This window comes from Pseudomonas sp. REST10 (genome assembly GCF_029542605.1).
Lineage (GTDB): Bacteria > Pseudomonadota > Gammaproteobacteria > Pseudomonadales > Pseudomonadaceae > Aquipseudomonas > Aquipseudomonas khazarica.
This window is the reverse complement of record NZ_CP035677.1, coordinates 3,726,032-3,748,953: the sequence shown is the minus strand read 5'-3', so window position 1 is coordinate 3,748,953 and position 22,922 is coordinate 3,726,032. Positions and strand designations below refer to the sequence as shown.

The 22,922-nt window shown below is 66.3% G+C and carries 18 protein-coding genes; 4 read left to right on the top strand and 14 right to left on the bottom strand.

What is annotated here, in order from left to right; genetic code table 11:
- Positions 1–2: 2 nt before the first annotated feature.
- The 5 genes from EWH21_RS17645 to purU form a co-directional block, all read right to left on the bottom strand.
- The gene (locus tag EWH21_RS17645; RefSeq protein WP_277698950.1) at positions 3–2,915 is read right to left on the bottom strand and encodes a 2Fe-2S iron-sulfur cluster-binding protein; all 2,913 of its coding nucleotides are present in this window, start codon (positions 2,913–2,915) and stop codon (positions 3–5) included.
- Positions 2,912–3,223, bottom strand: coding sequence for a sarcosine oxidase subunit delta (locus EWH21_RS17640; RefSeq protein WP_152489348.1), 312 nt, complete (start codon positions 3,221–3,223; stop codon positions 2,912–2,914). The genes EWH21_RS17645 and EWH21_RS17640 overlap by 4 nt, the downstream gene beginning before the upstream one ends.
- Positions 3,224–3,362: 139 nt before the next feature.
- Complete coding sequence (locus EWH21_RS17635) at positions 3,363–4,604, bottom strand: FAD-dependent oxidoreductase (protein ID WP_277698949.1); 1,242 nt, start codon at positions 4,602–4,604, stop codon at positions 3,363–3,365.
- Between the two features lie 5 nt (positions 4,605–4,609).
- Positions 4,610–5,485, bottom strand: a complete 876-nt coding sequence (folD, locus tag EWH21_RS17630; RefSeq protein WP_037049163.1) for a bifunctional methylenetetrahydrofolate dehydrogenase/methenyltetrahydrofolate cyclohydrolase FolD — start codon at positions 5,483–5,485, stop codon at positions 4,610–4,612.
- Positions 5,482–6,348: a formyltetrahydrofolate deformylase gene (gene purU, locus EWH21_RS17625; protein ID WP_037049161.1), complete on the bottom strand. Its 867-nt coding sequence runs from the start codon at positions 6,346–6,348 to the stop codon at positions 5,482–5,484. Before purU ends, folD begins: the two co-directional genes overlap by 4 nt.
- A 536-nt stretch (positions 6,349–6,884) precedes the next feature.
- Between purU and EWH21_RS17620 the strand changes: the two genes are divergently transcribed.
- Both EWH21_RS17620 and EWH21_RS17615 read left to right on the top strand, forming a co-directional pair.
- Positions 6,885–8,075 carry an SRPBCC family protein gene (locus tag EWH21_RS17620; protein WP_277698948.1) on the top strand — a complete coding sequence of 397 codons (1,191 nt, stop codon included), beginning with the start codon at positions 6,885–6,887 and terminating at the stop codon, positions 8,073–8,075.
- 281 nt (positions 8,076–8,356) lie between these two features.
- Positions 8,357–10,027 carry an alkaline phosphatase D family protein gene (locus EWH21_RS17615; protein WP_152489345.1) on the top strand — a complete coding sequence of 557 codons (1,671 nt, stop codon included), beginning with the start codon at positions 8,357–8,359 and terminating at the stop codon, positions 10,025–10,027.
- Between the two features lie 312 nt (positions 10,028–10,339).
- Here EWH21_RS17615 and EWH21_RS17610 read toward each other — a convergent pair whose 3' ends face one another.
- The 9 genes from EWH21_RS17610 to EWH21_RS17570 form a co-directional block, all read right to left on the bottom strand.
- The gene (locus EWH21_RS17610; protein WP_277698947.1) at positions 10,340–11,428 is read right to left on the bottom strand and encodes a methyl-accepting chemotaxis protein; all 1,089 of its coding nucleotides are present in this window, start codon (positions 11,426–11,428) and stop codon (positions 10,340–10,342) included.
- Between the two features lie 214 nt (positions 11,429–11,642).
- Positions 11,643–14,711, bottom strand: coding sequence for an error-prone DNA polymerase (locus EWH21_RS17605; RefSeq protein ID WP_277698946.1), 3,069 nt, complete (start codon positions 14,709–14,711; stop codon positions 11,643–11,645).
- Positions 14,708–16,117 carry a DNA polymerase Y family protein gene (locus EWH21_RS17600; protein WP_277698945.1) on the bottom strand — a complete coding sequence of 470 codons (1,410 nt, stop codon included), beginning with the start codon at positions 16,115–16,117 and terminating at the stop codon, positions 14,708–14,710. The genes EWH21_RS17605 and EWH21_RS17600 overlap by 4 nt, the downstream gene beginning before the upstream one ends.
- Positions 16,118–16,124: 7 nt before the next feature.
- Entirely contained in the window at positions 16,125–16,742 is a 618-nt protein-coding gene (imuA, locus tag EWH21_RS17595; protein WP_179554714.1) for a translesion DNA synthesis-associated protein ImuA, read from the bottom strand.
- Positions 16,743–16,858: 116 nt separating this feature from the next.
- Entirely contained in the window at positions 16,859–17,887 is a 1,029-nt protein-coding gene (locus EWH21_RS17590; RefSeq protein WP_152489340.1) for a diguanylate cyclase, read from the bottom strand.
- Between the two features lie 143 nt (positions 17,888–18,030).
- The gene (gene phnE / locus EWH21_RS17585) at positions 18,031–18,795 is read right to left on the bottom strand and encodes a phosphonate ABC transporter, permease protein PhnE (RefSeq protein ID WP_277698944.1); all 765 of its coding nucleotides are present in this window, start codon (positions 18,793–18,795) and stop codon (positions 18,031–18,033) included.
- A complete protein-coding gene (locus tag EWH21_RS17580) occupies positions 18,792–19,619 on the bottom strand; it encodes an ABC transporter permease (protein WP_277698943.1) in 828 nt (275 codons plus the stop codon). The genes phnE and EWH21_RS17580 overlap by 4 nt, the downstream gene beginning before the upstream one ends.
- Entirely contained in the window at positions 19,613–20,413 is an 801-nt protein-coding gene (locus EWH21_RS17575) for a phosphonate ABC transporter ATP-binding protein (protein ID WP_037056115.1), read from the bottom strand. The genes EWH21_RS17580 and EWH21_RS17575 overlap by 7 nt, the downstream gene beginning before the upstream one ends.
- The gene (locus EWH21_RS17570) at positions 20,410–21,261 is read right to left on the bottom strand and encodes a putative selenate ABC transporter substrate-binding protein (protein WP_047586185.1); all 852 of its coding nucleotides are present in this window, start codon (positions 21,259–21,261) and stop codon (positions 20,410–20,412) included. Before EWH21_RS17570 ends, EWH21_RS17575 begins: the two co-directional genes overlap by 4 nt.
- A gap of 129 nt (positions 21,262–21,390) precedes the next feature.
- Here EWH21_RS17570 and EWH21_RS17565 point away from each other — a divergent pair, with 129 nt between their 5' ends.
- Together EWH21_RS17565 and EWH21_RS17560 are read left to right on the top strand one after the other, a co-directional pair.
- Complete coding sequence (locus EWH21_RS17565) at positions 21,391–22,281, top strand: NAD(P)-dependent oxidoreductase (RefSeq protein WP_047586187.1); 891 nt, start codon at positions 21,391–21,393, stop codon at positions 22,279–22,281.
- Positions 22,278–22,922 (top strand): TIM barrel protein (locus tag EWH21_RS17560; RefSeq protein ID WP_277698942.1); only part of this gene is annotated, 645 nt, incomplete at its 3' end. The genes EWH21_RS17565 and EWH21_RS17560, both read left to right, overlap by 4 nt.

The window sequence follows — 22,922 nt, the reverse complement described above, 5'->3', positions numbered from 1 at the left end:
GCTCACAGCTCCTGGCGTTGGTTTTCGGGGTCGTAGAAGGGCAGCTGCACCACCGTGGCCTGGACCATCTCGCCGCCTTCGACGCGGATCGGCAACAGCTGGCCGGGTGTGGCCTGCTCGGGGGCGCAGTAGGCCAGGCCGATGATCTGGCCGAGGGTCTGCGAGTATTCGCAGGAGGTGACGTTGCCGCTGATGTCCGCGCCCTTGAGCACCAGATGGCCTTCCAGCGGCTGGCTGCTGCCCCGGGACAGGGTGAAACCGACCAGTTTGCGGATCGGCGCCTGCGCCTCGAGGATCTCCACGGCGCGCTTGCCGACGAAGAACTGCTTGCTGCGGGCGATGGCCCAGTGCATGTCGATCTCGGCCGGGCTGGTCATGCCGTCGGTGTCCTGGCCGATGATCACGTGGCCCTTTTCCAGGCGCAGCAGGCGCTGGGTCTCGACCCCGAACGGACGAATGTCATGCGCCTTGCCGGCCTCCATCAGCGCGTCCCACAACGCCTCGCCGTAGCGCGCCGGTGCGTGGATCTCGTACCCCAGTTCGCCGACGAAACCCACCCGTAGCAGGCGCACCGGAATACGTGTGCCGCAGAGGGTGAGCAGGCTGCCCTGGCGCACTGCCAGGTAGGGAAAACCCTCGGCGGACAGGTCGACGTCGTGGCACAGCCGGGCCAGCACCTGGCGTGACTCCGGCCCGGCCAGGTTGACGGCGGCCAGGGCGGCGCTGACGTTGGTGATGTCGACGTTCAGGCGCCACTGCGCATTCCACTTGAGCATCTGCTGGTAGACACGGTCGACGCCGCTGGTGGTGGCGCTGACATAGAAGTGCTGCTCTTTGAGGCGCGCGCAGACGCCATCGTCGATCACCACGCCCTGTTCGTTGGTCATCAGCGCGTAGCGCGAACGGCCCACCGGCTGCTTGGCGAAGGCGAAGGTGTAGAGGCGGTTGAGCAGTTCGGCGGCGTCCGGGCCACGCACGTCCAGGCCGCCGAGGGTGGACACGTCGATCAGCCCGACCTTCTCGCGCACGTGGCGCGCCTCGGCCTGCATGCAGGCCTCGCGTTGCTCGGGCGCGCCGTAGTAGGCCGGGCGCTGCCAGATGCCGGCGGGCATCATCTTCGCCCCCAGCTCCAGGTGGCGGGCGTGCATGGCGGTCTGCCGATACGGGTCGAAGCCACGCCCGGCGACCTGCGCCAGGGTTTCCGGGCAGAACGGCGGGCGCGCCGTGGTCACCCCGGTTTCACTGACGCTGCGCCCGGTGGCCTGGGCCACCAGGCGCGCGGTGGGCAGCGCCGAGTGGCGTCCCTGCGAAGGGCCCATGCCGACGGTGGAGAAGCGCTTGACCAGTTGCACGTCGCGGTAGCCGTGGCGGGTGGCGTTGACGATATCGCGCACCTGCAGGTCTTCGTCGAAGTCGACGAACTCCTTGCCCTTGGGGTGGGGGAAGATCGGCCAGGGGAAGTTGACCCGCGCCTCGCCCGCCAGCTCCCGCAGGGGCTGGCCGCTTTCCAGGCCCAGCGCCTGCAGGGCACGCAGGGCGCCATTGCTGGCGTCGGCCAGCAGCGTGTCGAGGGCGTTGCGCCCGTTCACCGAGCCGACCACCTGCAGCCCGGCAGGCAGGCCGGACAGGCTGAAGGCGGCGCTGGCGTCGTCGTAGGCCAGCTTGCCGCCGGCCTGGCATGGCAACTGGTATGCCGGCATGTAACCGGCGGACATGCACAGCAGGTCGCAGTCGATGCGCAGGCCGCTGCTCGCGACCTCGCCCTGGGCGGTGATGCGGCGCACGTCGACGGCGCTCAGGTGGCTGTCGCCGAGTGCCTCGTACACGGTGCTGCCGACATGGCAGGCAACGCCCCGGGTCTGCAGGGCGGTGACCAGGCTGCCGTCGCTGGCGCGCTCGCGCAGGTCCACCAGGGCGGCGACCTCGACCCCGGCATCGAGCAGGTCGAGGGCGGCCAGGTAGCCGTCGTCGTTGCCGGTCAGCAGCACGGCACGGGTCCCCGGCTTGACCGCATAGAGGCGGATCAGGCGCTGGGCGGCGCTGGTCAGCATCACCCCGGGCAGGTCGTTGTTGCGAAACACCACCGGCTGCTCGAACGCGCCGGCGGCGACGATGCACTGGCGGGCGCGCACCTTGTACAGGCGGTTGCCCTGGATCACCGGCAGGTAGTGGTCGGTGAACCAGGCGTTGCAGGTGGCCTGCCTGAGCACGCGGATATTGGCGTGGCTCTCGACGGCGGCGAGCAGTTCGCTGCGCAGCTCGCCCGCGCGCTTGCCCTCGACGTCGAAACGGGCCCAGGCCAGTGCGCCGCCGAGGTAGCTGTGCTGCTCGATCAGCAGCACCTTGGCGCCGGCATTGGCAGCGGTCAGCGCGGCGCTCAGGCCAGCAGGGCCGGCACCGATCACCGCGAGGTCGGTGAACAGGAAGGCCTTGTCGTGGTACTGCGGCTGCAACGCCAGGTTCAGCACGCCGAGGCCGGCTTTCTTGCGCACCAGTGGCTCCCAGACCTTCCACATGCCTTTCGGCTTGTAGAAGGCGCGGTAGTAGAAGCCCACCGGCATGAACCTGGAGAAATGCCCGAGCAGGGCGTCGCGGTCCCTGTCCAGGCTGCCGCTGTAGTTCTGCGCGCTGACCTGGAGGTCGGCGGCCAGCGGCTGCAGGTCGGCCAGCACATTGGGCTCGTCCGGCAGCTGCACCAGGGTATTGGCGTCCTGCCCGGCCATCGACAGCGGGCCGCGTGGGCGGTGGTACTTGAACGAACGCGACAGCAGCCAGCGCCGGTTGGCCAGCAGCGCGCTGGCGATGCTGTCGCCAGCCAGGCCCTGGTAGGTGCGGCCCTCGAAGTCGAAGCTGAGCGGCTGGTTGCGGTCGATCAGCAGGCCCAGCGGGGCCGGCAGGCGGACGTCGGCGCTCATGCGCTCACCTCTTCAGGCTGTTTGGCGGGGAGGGTGAAGTCGACGCGCTGGTCGAACAGTTCCTTCGGGTCGAAGGTGCGCAGGATCTCGTCGCTGACGGTGTGGCGCTCAGCGAGGAACCAGTAGCTGGAGGCGTTGTGCAGCCACCATTCGGTGACGACCCCGGCGCGGTTGTCGCAGTTGAACACGTAGTCGGCCCATTCGGCGTCCGAGCAGGTGCCTGGATCGGGCATGTGCCTGAGTTCGCCGCCGTAGGTGAATTCGTTGATGTTGCGGGGCCCGTTGAGCGGGCAGGGCATGATCTTCATTGCGCGTGACTCCTTGGCGAGCCAGGTTGAGCTGATCGTTGGAGGAACCGCGGGGGCGCCTGGCCTTGCCGGCGATCATCGCGGTCTGCCGAATGGATCGCCCGCAAGCGGGCTCCTGCGGCACATGTCGTGCGTGTCTTCAGTGGCTCGCCGCCGTGGCGCCCATCTCGTTGACCTGGCGGAAGCTGGCGAAGCGTTCCAGGGCGAAGGGCTGGATCAGCGCGGGCGTCCTGCCGCCGCTGGCGACCAGCTCGGCCATGGTCCAGCCGCAGATCGGCGTGGCCTTGAAGCCCCAGGTGCCCCAGCCGGCGTCTAGGTAGTAGTTGTCCAGCGGCGAGCGACCCATGATCGGGCTGTAGTCCGGGGTCATGTCGGTGCTGCCGGTCCACTGGCGCATCAGCTTGGCGCCGGCCATGAAGGGGAACATCTCGATGGCATGGGACAACAGGCTTTCCTTCAGGTCCAGGGTCGAGCGCGTGTTGTACAGCGGGTAGGGGTCGGAGCCGCCGCCGAAGACGATCTCGCCACGGCTGGTCTGCTGCACGTAGCAGTGCAGCGCGCTGGAGCTCACCAGCGGGTCGAGGAACGGCTTGAACGGCTGGGTGACCATGGCCTGCAGCGGGTAGGTGTGGATCGGCGCCCTGATCCCCAGCTTGTTCATCAGCAGCGAGCTGGCGCCAGCCACCGCCTGCACCACGCAGCCGCAGCGCACGTCGCCGCGATTGGTGCGCAGGGTGGTGACCTTGCCGTTCTCGACGATGAAGTCCTGCACCTCGGTGAGCTGGTGGATCTCCACGCCGCGCTTGGCCGCCTGCTTGGCGTAGCCCCAGGCCACGGCGTCGTGGCGCGCCGTGGCGCCGTCGATGTGCCAGAGCCCGGCGAGCACGGGAAGGTGGCCGGGGTCGAGGTTGAGCATCGGCACCAGCTCGCGGATCTGCTGACGGTCGATCATCTCGGTGCGGCCACCGAAGTGCTTGTTCACTTCGGCGCGCTGGCGGAAGGCGCGTACCGTGGCGTCGGTGTGGGCCAGGGTGAGCTGGCCGCGCTCGGAATACATGATGTTGAAGTCGAACTCGTTGGACAGCGCCTTGAACATCCGCACTGACTCGGCGTAGAAGCGCACGCCCTCGCTGGTCAGGTAGTTGGAGCGGATCACCGCCGTGTTGCGCGCGGTGTTGCCGCTCCCCAGGTAGGACTTCTCCAGCACCGCAACGTTGGTCACGCCGTGGTACTTGGCCAGGTAGTAGGCGGTGGCCAGTCCATGGCCGCCACCGCCGATGATGACCACGTCATAGGCCGGCTTGAGGTCCTTTGGCGCAGGCAGGTCGACCTCCACGGGGTACTCCGAGGACAGGCCGTACTTGAGCAGGGCAAGGGGCATGGCGGTTACTCCTGGGCGCTCGGCGCATGTTGCTGGCGGGCAGCGGTGACGGTGTTGTGCATCAGCATGGCGATGGTCATCGGGCCGACTCCGCCGGGCACCGGGGTGATGGCCGAGGCCACCGGCTGCACGGCGTCGAAGTCGACGTCGCCGACCAGACGCGAGCGGCCGTCGTCCTCGATGCGGTTGATGCCGACGTCGATCACCACCGCGCCCGGCTTGATCCAGTCGGCGTCGATCATGCGCGGGCGGCCGACGGCGGCGACCACGATGTCGGCCTGACCGCAGAGGCGTTGCGGCTTGACGCTGCGCGAGTGCAGCACGGTGACGCTGCAGTCGGCGGCCAGCAGCAGCGCCGCCATCGGCTTGCCGACGATGTTCGAGCGCCCGACCACCACGGCGTGCTTGCCGGCCAGGTCGCCCAGGGTGTCGCGCAGCAGGCGCATGCAGCCCGCTGGTGTGCAGGGCGTGAGCACCGGGCGCCCCTGGCTGAGGCCGCCGACGTTCTCGCTGTGAAAGCCATCGACATCCTTGGCCGGGTCGATGGCTTGCAGCACCTGCGTCTCGCTGATGTGCGCCGGCAGCGGCAGCTGCACCAGGATGCCGTGCACCGAGGCATCGGCATTGAGCCCTTCGACCACCTCCAGCACCTCCGCCGCGCTGGCTTCGGCGCCCAGGCGGTATTCCAGCGAACGAATGCCCACCTCACCGGCGCGCAGCACCTTGTTGCGCACGTAGACCTGGCTGGCCGGATCACTGCCGACCAGCACCACCGCCAGCGCCGGCTCGATGCCGCGCGCCTTGAGCGCGGCCACGTCGCCGGCGACTTCGGCGAGCACGCGGGCGGCGGTCGCCTTGCCGTCGATCAGTCGTGCGCTCATCGGAAGATCACCGTCTTGTCGTGGTTGAGGAATACGCGGTGTTCGAGGTGGTACTTGACCGCCTTGGACAGCGCCACCGTCTCGGTATCGCGGCCCACCGCCACCAGGGCATCGGGGGTGTAGTTGTGGTCCACGCGCTGCACTTCCTGCTCGATGATCGGGCCTTCGTCGAGGTCCGAGGTGACGTAGTGCGCGGTGGCGCCGATCAGCTTCACGCCACGGTCGAAGGCCTGGTGGTAGGGCTTGGCCCCCTTGAAACCGGGCAGGAACGAGTGGTGGATGTTGATGGCGCGGCCGGACAGCTGCTGGCACAGGTCATCGGAGAGGATCTGCATGTAGCGCGCCAGCACCACCAGTTCGGTCTGGGTCTCCTCGACGATCCTCAGCAGCTCGGCCTCCTGCTGGGCCTTGGTCTCGCGGGTCACCGGCAGGTAGATGAAGCGGATGCCCTCGCGCTCGGCCATCGGCCGCAGGTCGAGGTGGTTGGAGACGATGGCGGTGATCTTCATCTGCAGCTCGCCCTTCTGGTGGCGATAGAGCAGGTCGGCCAGGCAGTGGTCGTACTTGCTGACCATCAGCAGCACGCGCATCGGCTCGGTGCTGTCGTGCAGCTCCCAGGTCATCTCGAAGCGTTCGGCGACATCGACGAAACCGTCGTGGATCTGCCGGATATCGCCGGCGAAATCACTGTTGAAACGAAACACCGCACGCATGAAGAACGCGCCGCTGATCTCGTCGTCGAACTGCGCCATCTCGCTGATATAGCAACCATGGTCGGCGAGGTAGGAGGTCACGGCGGCGACGATGCCGGACGTGGCCGGGCAACTGATCTTGATCACGTACGGGTGCTTGGCGGGCTGCATGGCGAATCCTCTGCTGGGGGCGGCGGCAGGAAAATCTTCATGAGTGAAAGCGCTGTTCGTCTATGAATAAAATTTACTGTGACGAATCTATTTTTCGTGTTGGTGATTTTTATAAGTGAATGAACGTGCGCTGTCCATGCCTGTTGGGAATTTTTTTATCCCCAGGGGAAACATTGCGACAGAAGGCATCCGGGCGTGATGGGGCGGCATCGGGGGGTAGGGGAGCAGGCCGACACGGCCCGTCGTGAAGCACCTGCGCGCGTCAGCCTGACGGGGCTCACTGGCGGGTGGTGGGCAGCGATTGCCGGTAGGCGCGTGGCGTTCGCGCGAAGACGCGCTTGAAGCAACGGCCGAACACGGTGGCCGGGCGATCTTGTGTCGCTCTCGGCGGTGCTGCGCGCGAAGGGTTGTCCATTTGCGTCGAGAATACGTCCACCGAAGTCGAATTTGGTCGATTTTGCCTTGCTAGAGTGAACTCCACCGGCCCGACCCGGTGCCGCGAGTCATCCACAAAGGCCGCCCAGAGAGGACCGAGCATGGACAGAGCCACCGAGATTCGCCTGATCGCGCAACTGCTGGAACTCCACGCACGCGGCGAAACCCAGTACCACGAGACGACCCGGAGCCACGCCACCGAGCGCTACACCAGCGCGCAGTGGTTTGCCCGCGAGAAAGAGCGGATCTTTCGCAACCAGCCGTTGGCCGTCGGTGCCGCCAACGAGGTGCCCAACCCGGGCGACTACCTGGCTCTGGACTGGCTCGACGGCGTGTCGCTGCTGATGGTGCGTGGCGAGGACTGTCAGGTGCGCGTGTTCGCCAATACCTGCCGGCACCGCAATGCACGGTTGGTGGCCAATGGCGAAAGCGGCTGCAGGAACAGGTTCGTCTGCCCCTACCACGCCTGGACCTACGACAGCCAAGGCCAGCTGGCTGGCGCGCCGGATTTCGAGCGTGGTTTCGTCGGGCTGGATAAGGGCCGGCTGGGCCTGATCGAGTTCCCCTGCCGGGTCATCGGCGGCATCGTCTTCGTCCATCCGGACCGCAACCGGCAGGTACCTGAAGACCTGCTCGGCGCAGAGATGCTGTCCGGCATGCGCTACCTGGATGTCGAGAACCAGCAGGTCTACAAGCGCCGCAGCTATGTGATCAAGGCCAACTGGAAGGTCCTGCTCGAGGGGGGGATCGAGGCCTACCACTTCAACGTGGCGCACAAGCACACCCTGGCGCCGTTCTTCCTGGGCAACCTGTCCACCTGGGAGAGCTGGGGCGGGCTGTACATGCGCATGATCCTGCCGAAGAAGCCGCTGCTCGAAGCGCCCGACCTGCCCGAGACGCAATGGGACATGCGCCGGATGGCCAACATCATCTATACCCTGTCGCCCACCGTGCTGCTGCTCGCCCAGCCGGACAACATCTCGCTGATCCGCATGGTGCCGCTGGCGGTCGGGGAAACCCGCATCGAAGAAGTACTGCTGGTCGATCGCCCACAAGACGGCGGCAGCGAATGGTCGGCTGACGAACTGCGCAGGCATGAGACCAACCACAACCTGGTGAACAAGATCCTCATGGAAGACTGGGTGCTTGGCGAAACCATCCAGGCCAACATGCAGAGCGGGGTGGTCAATGAAGTTCACTTCGGCCGCTTCGAATCGGCCCTGACCTGGCTGCACGACGAATACGAACGCGCGATGGATGTCGAGCAGATGGTCGTCGCCAGGCAGGTCTGAGTAGCGAGGGATACAGTACGGAATGAGCGGTGTTCCCTGGACTTGTGTGCCCGGACGGTGGCTGGGCTACGCTCAGTACCCGAGCGCTCGCTTCTTGGGACCAGGCATTTATCTGCAGTCATCTGGCTTCCTACGGCGTTGTAAAAGTGCGCAATACGATTCGCTATCGGCCTGGACCAGCCTTTTATAGCCGGTCGTTTGCAGCGAGAAGTGCGCAGTCATCCCGATAAATGAACCTGTCTCCCTGTTCGCTCAGCTACACAAAAACCAGGAGGGTTTTCATGAGCAATGATCATCTCAAGTTCTATGACAAGGAAGATCGCGCTTCTGCGTTGCCGAGATTGTTTGCTGGGGCCATTGTTGGCCACACCACGACCAACACCGCTCGTATCTGGGTGCGCGCCCATACACCGGGAGATTACTACCTGATTGTCTCCACCAATCCATTGCCAGAAAGCGGCCAACCCTACGACATACATGGCCAGCAATTACGCGTGGAGGACAGTACAGGTTTGACGACTGTGATTGGTGAGTTGCATGAGATCTCACTGAAATACAGTACCGATGTAACCGGTGTGATAGACCTCGACAACTTGAAGGCCGGGACACGCTATTACTACGGGCTTTTCAGTCTGCTCAAAAAACGCTCTGAGCGTTGGGAGGTTGGCCGGGACGCACAACTATCCTTCTGCACGCAGCCTGCCGACGTCGAGCGCTGTGTTTTTGGCTTCTACAGTTGTCACATGCCCTTTAAGGGTGGCAATGCTTACAACATGGACATGTGGTCCATGTTTGCGGATGTCCTAGAGGACAACGACTCGGACTTTCTGATTGGCGGCGGAGACCAAGTCTATACCGATGGAGACAAGAGCATTGACATCTGGCGCTGGCTCGTCAAGCACCTCAAAGAGGTAGCTCAACTGAGTGACAGCAAACAGCGAGATGTCATGCTCTCCTGGTACCGTGACATCTATCGCTCATATTGGGGCGCTAACTCGACCAAGCAGGTGTATCGCTCCTACCCCAACTACATGATTTGGGATGATCACGAAATCATGGATGGATGGGGCTCTTACACTGATGCTGAGTTAGCAGACAAGCTGGACACGATATTTCAGTGGCAGAACACAGCCACCAATCTGACCCTGGCCCGTAACATGTTTTATTGCGCGCGGCAGGTCTATTACGAGTACCAGCATTCCCACAATCCACACACGCCATTCGGTCCCAAGGCAGAAGACTGCCAGTGGGACTACACGTTTCGTTGGGGGCCGCTGTCTTTCTTTGTCATGGACATGCGCGGGCATCGTCGATACGACCCGGCACAGAAAGCCAATCCTGCCTATAACCCTGTTCTTGGTGATGACCAGTGGGCACGTCTCACGAGTTGGTTAAGCGCACCTGACAATAACGAGGATGCCTTCTTCCTGGTATCACCGGTACCTGTCATTCATGCCAACGACTATATCGTCAATGTCGCTGATATCAACGCCTTGGGCCTGGCTGACGACCTTCGGGACGAGTGGGATCACTACAGCAACCAGCATGAGCGGAACCGCTTGCTGAAAGAGTGCTTCACATTGTCACAGAACACTGGAAAACCAGTAGTCTTTCTCAGTGGTGATGTCCATGTCGGCGCATCGTTCTCGCTTTTCTGTCGACAGTACCCGGGCGCACGTCTCTATCAAATCACATCGAGTGCCATAACTTATGCCAAGACACCTGGGGGGTTACTGAAGCTTATCGTCAAGAATCGCGGAAAACTTTCCAATTCGGATATGGATATTGACTATGAGCGGCTCGGCGACGTATTTCCGGGGCGTAATTTCAGTTTGATGAAATATCAAAAGGTCAACGGAAAATCGCAGCTATTCTGGGACCTCTATGGTAAATCTGGCGAAATTGATAATGCGGTGATCAAGCTGAAGCGAGTGCACATCCTGTATCCGTGAGAGACGGTGGCCGCCGGACCGGAAAAGGGGACAGATTTATTTACTGTGTGGCTGTCCGCTTGTGGCCGAAAGCGGCCTGTCACCAGCGACTGCTATCGGCCAAGAGCGGCCAGTCATATCCAGCCCTGAGAGGTCATCTAGTATCTGCGCAATCAGGGGCGATTCAGGCCATGTAGTTACGCACGCTTATGGTCGTGGCGCTCAGACGGCACTTGAGCTGAAAACACTTATCTGCCCAGTCGAAGATGAGTGTGCCGCCTTCAGTGACCGCACAACTGATGGCACGCGGTTGAGAGAAGTCTGAAGAACCATTCAGTCTGAATGGTTGGCGAGCTCACTGAGCCACTGGTTGACCTGCATACTGCTCTGCTCCATGTCCTGTACTGCGCGTAGGACCTTGTTCCAGTCCTGGCTTTGGGCGGCATGCAGGGCCTCATGGGCGGCATCGTGTACCAGTCGGTGCGGTTGCTCCAGTTGTTGGTAGCTGCGTAGACGGCCATAGATAGCCTGGGTATCGCTGTTTTTGTACCACTGCCCGAGTCGGCAAGTGTGGTGGTCACTCAGTTGAGTGTTGCTGTCGTACTGGAACAGGCGCTGATAGACGGACAGCTTGAACAGCAGGTGGTCGAGTTTGACGGCTTCACAGAAGGAGCCGAGGGCAATACCCTCAATCAGTTGGCTCATGTGCTCGCCGAGCACCACCATTTCATCAAGAGTCTGAGCTGAGCTGGAGACATCGCCGGCCAGGCGAGAGGCTTCCTCGGAGAGGGTGCCGATGGAGCGGCTGGCGGTTTCGGTTTCCTGATTGATCGAGCCGACAAGCTGGCTGATTTCCTGGGTGGCCTGGGAAGTGCGTTGAGCCAGGGCGCGCACCTCGTCGGCAACCACGGCGAAACCGCGACCTTGTTCACCGGCCCTGGCAGCCTCAATGGCAGCGTTAAGAGCCAGCAGGTTGGTCTGGTCGGAAATTGCTTTGATCAGCTCGACGATGCGGCTGATCTCGCTGACCCGCTGACGCAGAAGTTCTACGCTCTGCACGCTGCTGATCCCCTGCTCGGCCATGGTGCCGAGAGAGCTTGAGAAGCCGCCGAGCAGCGCCGAGGTTTGCTCGAAGACACCGCTGTTTTGGCGCAGCTTGTCAACTTCGCCACGCAGTCGGTTGGCTTGAATCACAACACCATCACGGGTTTGCGACAGCGAGTCCTCGAACTGCTCCAGTTTGCTATGCAACTGGTTTTGGTATCGACTCTGTACATTCAGGTCGGTCAATTCTTGTTGATTCGACTGCTGCAGGCTACGCAAGGCCTCAAGCTCTTGCTGCATTGCGTGCTTTTCCTGCTCAAGCTGACTTACTTGTTGTTGCAGTGCTTCACTGCGCAGGCGCCACTTGCGGTCGAACATGGTTTGACTCCGAGAATTCGATAGGCCGTTTCTGCTTATCGCCTGTGACCTGTAGAACTTAAGGCTTAGTCTGCCACACGTGGCTGTTCTTGGTTTGCTGAACACTACAGAGTAAATAGAAGCGGTTTTGTGAGGGGTGAGTCGCCTCTGGCTTTCTAGACTCATTCGAATGGCTGCTTCTGGCCGAAAGCAGCCAACCTCCTCACCACTGCAGCTACCTGAAATCCCGGCTCCGTATATCCAGTCCGGTCAGCAGCTGGGTCAGGTCGATCAGGCGGCCGGCGATGAGGTGGCGTACGCCGTCCACCGTTTCCAGGTGGCCGTCGATGCGCAGCAGTTGCGACTGCACGAGCACGCGGCGTTGGCGTTCGGCTAGGTCGTGCCAGACGACCACGTTGATCATGCCGAACTCGTCTTCGAGGGTGACGAAGATGACGCCGCTGGCGGTTTGCGGTCGTTGCCGGCCGATCACCAGGCCGGCGACGCTGACGGCGCGGCCGTGTTCGACCGCCTGCAGGTCGTGCGAGCTTTTGCAGCGCTCGGCGCGCAGCGTCTCGCGCAGCAGGGCCAGGGGATGTGGGCCGAGGGTGGTGCCGAGGGTGTCGTAGTCGGTGAGCAGGTTCTCGCCCACCGTGGGTTCGGGCAGGCTCAGCGCGCTTTCCTGAGGGGCGGTGATGCCGGCGAACAGCGGTAGTTGTTCCTCGACGCCGGCGACGGCCCAGCGGGCCTGGTAGCGGTGCCCGACCAGGCCGCTCAGGGCGCCGGCATCGGCCAGGCGTTCGCTGGCGCTGGCATCCAGGCGGGCACGGCGGCAGAGGTCTTCCACGCCGCCGAACGCGGCGGCCTGGCGGGCCGTTTCGATCCGTCGGGCTTCCTCTTCACGCATGCCGCGAATCATCCGCAGCCCCAGGCGGATGGCCGGCTGCGTGCCGTCGCTGGCTTCGAGGCTGCAGTCCCAGTCGCTGTGGCGGACGTCGACCGGGCGCACCTGAATACCGTGGCGCCGAGCATCCTGCAGTATCTGGTCGGGGCTGTAGAAGCCCATGGGCCAGCTGTTGACCAGAGCGCAGGCGTAGGCGGCGGGTTCGTGGCATTTCAGCCAGCAGCTGGCGTAGGCGAGGAGGGCGAAGCTGGCAGCGTGGGATTCGGGAAAGCCATAGCTGCCGAAGCCTTCGATCTGTCTGAAGATGCGCTCGGTGAACTCCACCGTGTAGCCCTTTTCCAGCATGCGCGAGGTCAGCCGCTGGCGGTGTGGTTCGAGCCCGCCATGGCGCTTCCAGGCGGCCATGCTGCGGCGCAGTTCGTCGGCCTCGCCGGGCGTGTAGTCGGCGGCGACGATGGCCAGTTCCATCACCTGTTCCTGAAACAGCGGCACGCCCAGGGTGCGCTCGAACACCGGCTTCAATTCCGCCGAGGGGAAGTCGACGGGCTCTTCGCCATTCCGGCGGCGCAGGTAGGGATGCACCATGTCGCCCTGGATCGGCCCGGGGCGGACGATGGCGACCTGGATCACCAGGTCGTAGAAGGTCTGCGGGCGCAGGCGCGGGAGCATGGCCATCTGCGCGCGGGATTCGATCTGGAAGGCGCCGATGGTGTCCGCACGGCTGATCATGGCGTAGGTGGCCGGGTCGTTGGCGGGCAGGGTGGCCAGGGTCCAGAGCGTGCCACGGTAGCGCTCGATCAGGGCGAAGCAGCGGCGCAGGGCGCTGAGCATGCCGAGGGCGAGCACGTCGACCTTGAGCAGGCCGACCAGGTCCAGGTCGGCCTTGTCCCACTGGATGACGGTGCGCTCGGCCATGCTGGCGTTCTCCACCGGCACCAGGGTGTCGAGGGCGTGTTCGGAGACCACGAAACCGCCGGGGTGCTGCGACAGGTGGCGAGGAAAGCCGATCAGCTCACCGGTCAGCACCAGCACCCGGCGCAGCAGCGGGTTGTGCGGGTCGAATCCGGCCTCCTGCAGGCGCTCGGCCGAGGGTGGTTCGTTGCTCCAGCGACCGCAGCAGTCGGCCAGCGCGTTGACCTGGTCGGGCGGTAGGCCGAGCGCCTTGGCGACGTCGCGCACCGCGCCGGCGCCGTGGTAGGTGTTGACCACGGCGGTCAGCGCTGCGCGGGTGCGGCCGTAGCGGCGGAACACGTACTGGATGACTTCCTCGCGGCGCTCGTGCTCGAAGTCCACGTCGATGTCCGGCGGCTCGTTGCGCTCCCGCGAGAGAAAGCGCTCGAACAGCAGCCGGTTGCAGGTGGGGTCGAGTTCGGTGATGCCGAGCACGAAGCACACCGCCGAGTTGGCCGCCGAGCCGCGCCCCTGGCAGAGGATGCTCTGCTCGCGGGCGAACTGGACGATGTCGTGGACGGTGAGGAAGTAGCTCTCGTACTGCAGCTCGGCGATCAGGCTCAGTTCGTGTTCCAGCTGGGCGCGCGCCCGTTCGGGCACGGCCTGGGGCCAGCGCCAGCAGGCACCGCGTTCGACCAGATGGCGCAGCCAGGAGGTGGCGTCATGGCCCGCAGGTACCAGTTCGCGGGGGTAGCGATACTGCAGTTGGCCGAGGTCGAAGCGGCAGCGTTCGGCGATGCGCAGGGTTTCCTCGAGCAGGGCGCCCGGGTACAGCTCGGCCAGTTCCTCGTACCGGCGCAGGTGGCGTTCTCCGTTGGCGAACAGGTAGGCGCCGGCGTCGGCCACGGGCAGGTGCTGGCGGATGGCGCTCATGCAGTCCTGCAGGGCACGGCGGCCACGGGCGTGCATGTGCACGTCGCTGCAGGCCACGGCAGGCAGGGCGCAGGCCTGGGCCAGGTCGAGCAGTCGCTGCAGGCGAGCGTTGTCGTCCGCGCCCCGGTGCAGTTCGACGCCGAGCCAAAGACGTTCGCGGAAGCGGCTGCGCAGCCAGGGCAGGGGCTGGGCATCCTGGGCTTCCAGCCAGATTGCCAGCAGCCCATCGAGCGGGGCCTCGAAGTCTTCGCGCAACAGGCGGTAGGTGCCTTTCGCGGCCCGCCGTCGGGCGCGGGTGATCAAGCCGCAGAGGGCCTGGTAGCCCGCCAGGTTCTCGGCCAGCAGCACCAGCTTGGGGCCGCCCTCGATCAGCACTTCACTGCCGACGATCAAGGCCACGTCCTGTTTTTTGGCCGCCTGCCAGGCGCGCACGATGCCGGCCAGGGTGCATTCGTCGGTGATCGCCAGGGCTCGGTAGCCGAGGCGGGCAGCACGCTCGAACAGCTCCTGGGCGCTGGAGGCGCCGCGCTGGAAACTGAAGTTCGACAGGCAATGCAGTTCGGCGTAGCCGTTCATGCGAACCAGCCGTGCAGTTGCAGGGGGCCACTGCTGCCGACCGGGCGGAAGGCCCAGCCGCGCTGGCCGCTGCGGGTCTCCACGACGTAGTAGTCGCGGCGTATGTCGTCGCCGTCCCACCAGCCGGATTCGATGCGCTCCGGGCCGCAGAGGATGCGCAGCGATGCCTCCTGCAGTGCCTGTGGTTCGGCGAGCAGCCAGCCGGGGCGCGGCGCACTGGCGGGCAGCGCTGCGGCGATTGGTTCCTGCGTCCAGGCGCGTTCGGGACGGTGATCGGCACGCGCGCCGAGGCCATGTACGGCCTCGTCACCGAGGCGGGCACGCAGGCGTTCACGCAGCTGTTCCCAGGGTTGGTTCTGCTGTGGACGTTCAGTGAACAGCTGATGATGCTGCGGGGCGAAGGCGGGCAGTTCGCGTGCGACCAGGCGCACCGCCAGGACCGGCGCGGGCAGTTGCTGGTGTTCCAGCCGGCCACGGGTCAGTTCGAAGAGCATGCCGGCGTCGCGCTCGGCGCTGAGCAGGCCGATCTGCACCCGGGTTTCGTTGCCGGTGCGGTGTTCCAGGTGCAGGGCGAAGCGTTGCACGCCACTGTCGCGGCCCGCCAGGTAGGCGGCGAGGTCAGCGGTCAGGCGGCGTAACGGGAAGAGCAGGGCCTGGTGCGACGCCACTTCGAAGTTCAGTTCGATGCGGGTGTCGAAGACATCCGGCGGTGTGTAGAACTCCAGGGCCAGGGGGCGCTGTCCGAGCAGGGTGTCGAGCTGCGCTAGCACCTCGGCCGGGAAGCGTCTGGCCACGCTGGCGCGCGGCAGTTCCCAGAGTTGCCGCAGCTGTCTCAGGCCCATGCGGTTGAAGGCGCTGCTCGCGGTGGCGCTCAGGCCGAGGCGATCCACCGGCAGCGGGGCAAGCAGCTGCTGCAGGCCATGCGCATCACTGGCCAGCAGGCCGTCGCCGACGTTGACCAGCACGCGTGCCGCCGCCGGGTTGGGAGCGGCGGCGATGCGGTGCTGAAAACCCAGGGCGGCGAGCTCCGTGCGCAGGCGCGCCTCGAAGGATGGCCAGGGGCCGAACAGACCCAGGCTGGATTGCACCTCCAGCAGCAGGCAGCGTGGGTAGTGCAGGCTGACCTGGGCGCTGAAACCATAGGCCCAGGCCGCCAGGAAGCGGTGCCAGCGTTCGATCTGCCCGGCGTCGTATTCGCAGGTGGCGAAGTCGTGCGTCAGGGCCTGCGCGGCGGTCAGCGACAGGCCCGGTTTCAGGCCGAGCGCACGTGCGGCCGGGTTGACGGCCTGCAGCACGCGGCGCTGAGGCGAACCGCTGAGCAGCGCCAGTGGCGTCTCGCTGTCGCTGCGCTGGCGCAGCACGCCGTCCATGGCCAGTTGCGGCAGCAGGATGCAGGCCCAGAGCATGTGCGCCTCAGTGCCAGGGGGCGGCGATGGGGCGTGCAGGGGCGAGGCCGCCACGGCACTTGAGCACGCGAATGCGCGCCGGCTGGCTCTCCACGGCCAGGCGCAGCGCCGCTGGCGAAGGGTTTGCGGCTTCCTCGAGCGGGCGATAGGCAAAGGCCAGGGTCTGCCCGGTCGCGGCGGCCACCTGCAGGCGGCGCAGCGCGCGGTCGTCGGCCTGACGCAGCCAGCACAGCACGGCGCCGCAACTGCCCGAGCGCAGGCACTGCTCGGCGGCCCAGAGGGCATCGCGTGCCTGGGCGCGGATGATGCTCAGGTGACGCAGGTCGATGCCGGCATCCTGCCAGGCCTGGGGATAGGGCAGGTGGGGCGGAGCCACCAGCACCACGCGCTCATTCGCCTGGGTGAGGCGCGCCAGGGTCGGCCACAGCAGGCGCAGTTCGCCGATGCCGGTGGCGGCCGTCAGCACTTCGCTGAGCGCCGCAGCCGGCCAGCCGCCACCCGGGAGTGCGGCATCCAGCACGGCATGACCCGTCGGCGGATTGGACGGTGAAGGGGCGGAGACGACCTGCCCGCGCCAGACACGGCGGGCATCGAGCAGGCGATCGAGAGCGACCACGGATGACATGCGGGTAATGCACCAAGAATACTGTATGGATGAACAGTATTTGCTGCCGACTGGCCAGGGTCAAGTCGCGGGCGATGAAGCGTGCAGCTCGCTGCCCGGGGGCGCCGCTCGCGGACTCAGGAGGGCGCCCGTTCGACCCGGTTGCGTCCGGCCGATTTGCCTTCGTAGAGCGCGGCATCCGCGCGGGCGATGCTGTGGCTGAGCGATTGCCCGGCGTGGTGCTGGCTGATGCCGATCGACAGGGTCACGCCGATGTGGCTGCCGTTGCCGTCGATCCGCAGCGCCTGGACGGCCTCGCGAATGCGCTCGGCGCTGGCCGCTGCCTGGTCCAGGTCGGTGTGCGGCAGCAGCGCGAGAAATTCCTCGCCTCCCCAGCGACCGATGAAGTCCTGCTCGCGCATCGAGTCCTTGAGCACGCGGCTCACGGCCTTGAGCACCTGGTCGCCCATGTCGTGCCCGTAGGCGTCGTTGATCGCCTTGAAGTGGTCGATGTCCATCAGCATCAGGGTCATCTCGGCCGGCTGCTGCACCTTCTCGGCCAGGCTGATCAGGTGGCGGCGGTTGAACAGTCCGGTCAGCGGGTCGGTGGTGGCCATGCGTGCCAGCTTCTTGTGCGCGCGGGTCACGGTGACCACGTAGAACAGCGCCAGGTAGCTGAACATGCAGAACACCACCGTCAGGTTGAAGACATGCACGGCCAGCAGGGCGTTCGACGAAATCGGTTGCAGCGGTGGCAGGTACCACATCAGGACGTCCAGCCCCACGTAGTAGGCCCACAGGCAGATGGCGAGTATCCAGGCGCTGCGCGCCCGCATGCTGACGAACAGCGCCGGGATGAACATCAGCAGGTAGTAGTGAAAGCCACTCTCCCAGCCGACCATCAGCGTGCCCAGCCCCGCATGTACCAGCACTTCGATGCGGATCAGCATCACCGCCAGGCGGTTGCGCCGCTGCTTGAAGGCGCGATAGGCGTAGACGTACATGGCCACGCTGATCACGTTCACCCAGCCGAGGATCGGGGAGCCGAGGCCGAGGAAGATGAACAGGAAGGCGACGTCCACGCAGGCGGCCAACTGGCAGCAGCGCATGGACAGTTGCCAGAACTCGGGGCGGGCCTCGCGTTTATGAGGGTTGTCTGAGGGCATCGCTGAAGGCTTCCTGGCCGTTGCTGGAGCGCCCGGCGCACAGGCGTCGGGTCAGCGCGGCGACGCCGTCGCCGTGCCGGGCCACATTACGAGGCCGCTCGTCGTACGTCCAGTGGCATTCGGCCATGTGCGCGATGTGGCGTTCAGGCACTGACCCAGCGCTGGCGTGCCCAGCCGCTCAGCGCATCGACCGCCAGCACCAGCAGCAGCATGGCGAGAATCACCGTGGCCGCCTGGGCCTCCTGGAACAGGCTGAGGGACATGTAGAGCATCTGCCCCAGGCCACCGGCGCCGACGAAGCCGAGCACGCTGGCCATGCGGATGTTGTTCTCCCAGCGGTACAGGCTGTAGGCCACCAGTTGCGGCCAGACCCCCGGCAGGGTGCCGTAGCAGAAGGCGAGCAGGCGGCCGCCGCCGTTCTCGCGGATGGCGTCGGCGGGCTCGCGCGGGGTGTTTTCCAGCGCTTCGGCGAACAGCCGGCCAAGCACGCCGGCGGTGTGCAGGGCCAGGGCCAGGGTGCCGGCATTGGGGCCGAGGCCGGCGGCCAGCACCATCAGCGCCGCCCACACCAGCTCGGGAATGGCGCGCAGGGCGTTGAGCAGCAGGCGCGTGGCGTGCAGGGCAAGGCCACCGAAGCGCCCGGCGGCCGGCAGGGCCAGGGCCAGGCCGAGCAGGGCGGCGAGCAGGGTGCCGATGGCGGACATGGCCAGGGTTTCCAGCGCGCCACGGCCAATGGCCTGCAGGTGCGCGGCGGAGAAGTCCGGATGCAGGAAGCCACTGGCGTACTGGCCCATCTGCGCCAGGCTGTCACCGGCCACCAGCGCGCCGAGGTCGATGCCCAGGTAGACGAATGAGGCAATCACCGCGCCGAGAAGGGCGAGTAGCAGGATCAGGTTGCCGCTTCTCATGTCAGCCTCGCGCGCAGCAGGCGGCTGAGCTGGTCGGCGAGCAGCACCAGCAGCAGGAAGGTGAGCAGCATGCTGGCCACTTCGCCGCCCGCGAACATGCGCAGCGACAGGTCGATCTGCTGGCCCAGGCCGCCGGCGCCGACGAAGCCCATCACCACCGAGGCGCGAATCGCGCACTCCCAGCGGTACACGGTGTAGGAGAGCATCTCGCCAGCGGCATTGGGCAGCACGCCATAGGCGAAGGCCGCCAGGCGGCTGCTGCCGGCGCCGAGCAGGGCGCGGGCGGGGCGGGCATCGACCGACTCGAAGATTTCCGCGTAGACCTTGCCGAGCATGCCGGCGTAGGTGATGGCGATGGCCAGCACCCCGGCGGTGGGGCCGAGGCCGACGGCGCGCACGAACAGCAGCGCCCAGACGATCTCCGGCACGCTGCGCAGGAAGATCAGCAAACCGCGCACCGGCCAGCGCGCCAGGCGGGCCCACCAGGCCGGGCGGCCGCCTCGGTGCAGCGCCGACAGCGACAGCGCGCGGCTGGCCAGCAGCGAGGCGGGAATGGCGATCAGCAGCGCCAGGCTCATGCCGGCGGTGGCGATGGCCAGGGTTTCCAGGGTGGCGCGGCCGAGCAGGGCGAGGAACTCGGCATCATGCGCGGGCGGCCAGAAGCCGGCGAGGAAGTTGCCCATGGCGCGGGTGTTGTCGCCCTCCACCAGCACGGCCAGGTTCAGCTCGCTGAGGTTGATGCCCGGCCACAGCAGGAGCAGCGCCAGTAGCGTGATCAGCAGCCGTGGCAGGGCGGCGGGGTCGCGTGGGGCGGTTGTCAGCATCGCGGGATGTGCACCGGCTGCGCCTGCACGGGCAGGCTGGGCGAGGCCTGCAGCTGCTCGTTGGCGTACAGCGCCTGCAGCTGTGCGGGCTGCACGTCGGCGGCCGGCAGGTCGAAGGCGATGCGTCCGTCGCGAATGCCGATCACCCGTGGGAAGTGCGCCAGGGCCAGGTCGACGGCATGCAGGCTGGCGAGCAGGGTCATGCCGCGCTCGGCAGCCTCGCGGTTGAGCACGGCCAGGGTGTGCCCGGCCAGCACCGGGTCCATGGCCGAGACAGGTTCGTCGGCGAGGATCAGCTCCGGCGCCTGGTACAGCACGCGGGCGATGCCGACGCGCTGCAGCTGGCCACCGGAGAGCTGGTCGCAGCGTTGGTAGAGCTTGTCGGCGATGTCCAGGCGCGCCAGGGCCGCCTGGGCGCCGGAGGCATCCAGCGGGTAGAGCAGGTTGAGCAGGCCCTTGGCCAGGGGCCACTGGCCGAGCTTGCCGGCCAGTACGGCGGTGACCACGCGCTGGCGCGGTGGCAACGGCGGCGCCTGATGGATCAGGCCGATGCGCGCGCGCAGGCGCTGGCGCTGGCCGGCAGCCAGGCGCCAGGGATCGTGTTGCAGCAGGTCGAGCGTGCCGCGCGTGGGTTGCAGGCTGGTGGCCAGCAGGCGCAGCAGGGTGGTCTTGCCGGCCCCGGAGGGACCGATGATGGCCACCCGTTCGCCGGGGGCGATGTGCAGATCGATGGCCTCGAGCGCGACCTTGCCGTTGGCGTGGGCCAGGCCCACGCCACGCAGCGTGACACTCACTTCAACAGGCCGGCGGCGCGAGCGGCCTCTTCGATGCCTTCGTAGTTGGCGGGCTGGGTCTCGATGAAGCGGCTGGCGGCCTGCAGGTCGAGAATCGCCTTCTGCTCCGGCTTGGCCGGGTCGAGGGCGAGGAAGGCAGCCTTGATCTTCGCCTGCAGGTCGGCGTCGAGGTTGCCGCGCACGGTCCAGTTGTAGTCGTAGTAGGTCGGGGTGGTGGCGAAGACCTTGACCTTGTCGGTGTCGACCTTGCCGGCGTCGACCAGCTTCTGCCACACCGAGGCGTTGAGCACGCCCGCGTCGGCCTTGCCGGCCTGGACCCAGGCAGCGGTGGCGTCGTGGGCGCCGGAGTAGGCCACGCGGCTGAAGAAGTCTTCCGGCTTGATGCCGTCCTGCAGCATGAAGTAGCGCGGCATCAGGCTGCCGGAGGTGGAGGACACGGAACCGAAGGCGAAGGTCTTGCCCTTGAGGTCCTGCAGCGACTTCACCGCCGGGTCGGAGGTGATGAACTTGCTGGTGAACTCGGCATCCTGTTCACGCTGTACCAGCGGCACAGCGTTCCCGGTTTTCAGGCGCGCCTGGACGAAGGTGAAGCCACCCAGCCAGGCCATGTCGATGCGGTCGGCCGCCAGCGCTTCGACCACGGCGGCGTAGTCGGCCACCGGCACGAACTCCACCTTCATGCCCAGCTCCTGCTCCAGATAGGCACCCAGCGGCTTGAACTTGCGCAGCAGCTCGGTGGGGGCTTCGTCGGGGATGGCCGAGACCTTGAGGACGTCGGCGGCGTGCGCGAATACTGCAGATACGGACAGGGCGATGCCGGCGGCGAGCGCCAGGGTTTGCTTGAACATGACGGATTCTCCGGTTCAATAGCGGGGAAGGCGTGCGCAGTATAGTGGCCGAACGACGCGCGTGCAGCACGCGCGCGCTGACTGCGGGGTTAAGATGCGCGCTGGATACGAACTGCCTGGAGTTGATCGATGACTGCAACGCTGCCCGCCCTGGCTTTTGCCGGCATTGGCCTGATGGGCCTGCCGATGACCCGCCGCCTGCTCGCTGCCGGCTACCCGCTGACCCTGTGGAACCGCTCGCCGGACAAATGCGCGCCGCTGCTGGAGCTGGGGGCGCATCGCGTGGAGAACCCGGCGGAGCTGTGCCGCGATGCCAGCGTGGTGATGCTCTGCCTGGCCAATACCGAGGTGGTGCGCGAGGTGGTGTTCGGCCCTGGCGGGATAGTCGAGGGCGCGCGCCCGGGCCAGCTGCTGGTGGACTTCTCCAGCCTGGACCCGGCCGCCACGCGGGAGATGGCCGCCGAGCTGGAGGCGCGCAGCGGCATGCGCTGGGTCGACGCGCCGGTGTCCGGCGGCACGCCTGGCGCCGAGGCCGGTAGCCTGGCGATCATGGCCGGCGGTCGCGACGAGGACGTGGAGCGGGTGCGGCCGATCCTGGCGCACCTGGGCCAGCGCCTGACGCGCATGGGCGACGTCGGTGCCGGGCAGGTGACCAAGGTGTGCAACCAGATGATCGTGGCCTGCAACGCGCTGGTGATCGCCGAGGTGGTGGCGCTGGCCGAACGCTCCGGGGTCGATGCCAGCCAGATCGCGCCGGCCCTGGCGGGCGGTTTCGCCGATTCCAAGCCGCTGCAGATCCTGGCGCCGCAGATGGCGGCCAGCCAGTTCGAACCGATCAAGTGGCACGTGCGCACGCTGCTCAAGGATCTCGACACGGCGGTGAAGCTGTCGCGCGAGCAGGGCGGCGCCACGCCCATGAGCGGCCTGGCGGCGCAGCTGATGCGCCTGCACGGCAGCCAGGGCTTTCTCGAGCGCGACCCGGCCACGCTGGTGGAGCTGCTGCGGGAGCAATGCCCATGAAGATCGCCGCCAACCTGTCCATGCTGTTCACCGAGTTGCCGCTGCGCGAGCGTGTGCTGGCGGCGATGCGTGAAGGGTTCGACGGCGTGGAAATCCAGTTTCCCTACGAACTGCCGGCCATCGCCCTGAAAGAGGTGCTGGCGCTCAGCGGCTTGCCGCTGCTGCTGATCAACGTTCCGGCAGGCGACCTGATGTGCGGCGGCCCGGGCCTGGCCGGCGTGCCTGCGCGCCAGGCCGAGTTCGATACTGCCCTGCAGGAGGCGCTGAGCTACGCGGCCATGGTCCGCCCGGCGTGCGTCAACGTGCTGCCGGGGCGCCTGGCCGAGGGCGTGAGCCGCGAGCAGGCGCTGGACTGCCTGGCCGCCAACCTGCGCAAGAGTGCCGAGGCATTCGCCGTGCTGGGCATCCGGGTGCTGGTGGAGGCGATCAACCCCATCGACATGCCGGGCTTCCTGATCAACACGCCGGAGCACCTGGACGAGCTGCTGCGCGCGGTGGATCACCCCAATCTGGCGGCGCAGTACGACCTCTACCACATGGCCCGGCAGGGGCTGGACGTCGCCGCCGGCGTGCGCCTGCTGGCCGGGCGTATCGGCCATGTGCAGTTCGCCGATGTGCCGGGGCGGGGGGCGCCGGGGACC

Excerpts from the sequence above, each read along its gene's own strand:
- phnE (WP_277698944.1), bottom strand. The coding sequence starts at position 18,795 with ATGAGAAGCGGCAACCTGATCCTGCTACTCGCCCTTCTCGGCGCGGTG.
- EWH21_RS17600 (WP_277698945.1), bottom strand. The coding sequence starts at position 16,117 with ATGCTCTGGGCCTGCATCCTGCTGCCGCAACTGGCCATGGACGGCGTG.
- EWH21_RS17610 (WP_277698947.1), bottom strand. The coding sequence starts at position 11,428 with ATGTTCGACCGCAAGTGGCGCCTGCGCAGTGAAGCACTGCAACAACAA.
- EWH21_RS17565 (WP_047586187.1), top strand. The coding sequence starts at position 21,391 with ATGACTGCAACGCTGCCCGCCCTGGCTTTTGCCGGCATTGGCCTGATG.
- EWH21_RS17570 (WP_047586185.1), bottom strand. The coding sequence starts at position 21,261 with ATGTTCAAGCAAACCCTGGCGCTCGCCGCCGGCATCGCCCTGTCCGTA.
- EWH21_RS17635 (WP_277698949.1), bottom strand. The coding sequence starts at position 4,604 with ATGCCCCTTGCCCTGCTCAAGTACGGCCTGTCCTCGGAGTACCCCGTG.
- EWH21_RS17580 (WP_277698943.1), bottom strand. The coding sequence starts at position 19,619 with ATGCTGACAACCGCCCCACGCGACCCCGCCGCCCTGCCACGGCTGCTG.
- EWH21_RS17615 (WP_152489345.1), top strand. The coding sequence starts at position 8,357 with ATGAGCAATGATCATCTCAAGTTCTATGACAAGGAAGATCGCGCTTCT.
- folD (WP_037049163.1), bottom strand. The coding sequence starts at position 5,485 with ATGAGCGCACGACTGATCGACGGCAAGGCGACCGCCGCCCGCGTGCTC.
- EWH21_RS17640 (WP_152489348.1), bottom strand. The coding sequence starts at position 3,223 with ATGAAGATCATGCCCTGCCCGCTCAACGGGCCCCGCAACATCAACGAA.
- EWH21_RS17605 (WP_277698946.1), bottom strand. The coding sequence starts at position 14,711 with ATGAACGGCTACGCCGAACTGCATTGCCTGTCGAACTTCAGTTTCCAG.
- imuA (WP_179554714.1), bottom strand. The coding sequence starts at position 16,742 with ATGTCATCCGTGGTCGCTCTCGATCGCCTGCTCGATGCCCGCCGTGTC.
- EWH21_RS17620 (WP_277698948.1), top strand. The coding sequence starts at position 6,885 with ATGGACAGAGCCACCGAGATTCGCCTGATCGCGCAACTGCTGGAACTC.
- EWH21_RS17590 (WP_152489340.1), bottom strand. The coding sequence starts at position 17,887 with ATGCCCTCAGACAACCCTCATAAACGCGAGGCCCGCCCCGAGTTCTGG.
- EWH21_RS17645 (WP_277698950.1), bottom strand. The coding sequence starts at position 2,915 with ATGAGCGCCGACGTCCGCCTGCCGGCCCCGCTGGGCCTGCTGATCGAC.
- purU (WP_037049161.1), bottom strand. The coding sequence starts at position 6,348 with ATGCAGCCCGCCAAGCACCCGTACGTGATCAAGATCAGTTGCCCGGCC.